This is a genomic window from Streptomyces sp. DH12, from assembly GCF_020873895.1.
Lineage (GTDB): Bacteria > Actinomycetota > Actinomycetes > Streptomycetales > Streptomycetaceae > Streptomyces.
Genome location: NZ_JAHWGT010000776.1, coordinates 1 through 490, shown reverse-complemented (window position 1 = coordinate 490; position 490 = coordinate 1). Strand labels below are relative to the sequence as shown.

1 protein-coding gene is annotated in these 490 nt (G+C 73.7%); it reads right to left on the bottom strand.

From position 1 onward, the window contains the following. Window positions 1-472: alpha/beta fold hydrolase (locus tag LPA54_RS37005; RefSeq protein ID WP_228984861.1), on the bottom strand; the 472-nt coding region annotated here is incomplete at its 3' end. Window positions 473-490 lie beyond the last annotated feature (18 nt).

The following is a 490-nucleotide window of genomic DNA, read 5'->3' as shown; positions in this document are numbered from 1 at the left end:
GCGCCTCCTGGGCGGCCCGTGCCTCCGGATACCAGGGTTCGTCGCGGCGCAGTTCGGCGGCTTCGCGCAGATCCTGGTCGGTCACCACGATGCCCACGGCCCGGACGCCGGGCGTCACCAGGGTCAGGGTCCGCAGCCGTTCCGGGTGGCGGGCCGCGTACAGCAGGGCCAGGTCCGCCCCGGCGGAGTGGGCCAGTACGTCGATCCGGTCGAGGCCGAGGTGGGCGCGCAGGGCCTCCACATCGTCGACGAGCCGGTCGCAGCGGTAGGTCGAGGGGTCCTCGGGCACACCGGATCCGCCGGTGCCGCGCAGGTCCAGGAGGACGAGCTGCCGACGGGCGGCGAGCCCTCCGAGCTCCCCGAGGTACGCGCTCGCCCGCATCGGTCCGCCGGGCAGGCAGATCAGTGGCTCCCCCTTCCCCACCAGACGGTAGGCGAGCGGGGTCGTGTCGTACGCGGAGAAGATCGGCATGCGCCCCATCCAAACAGC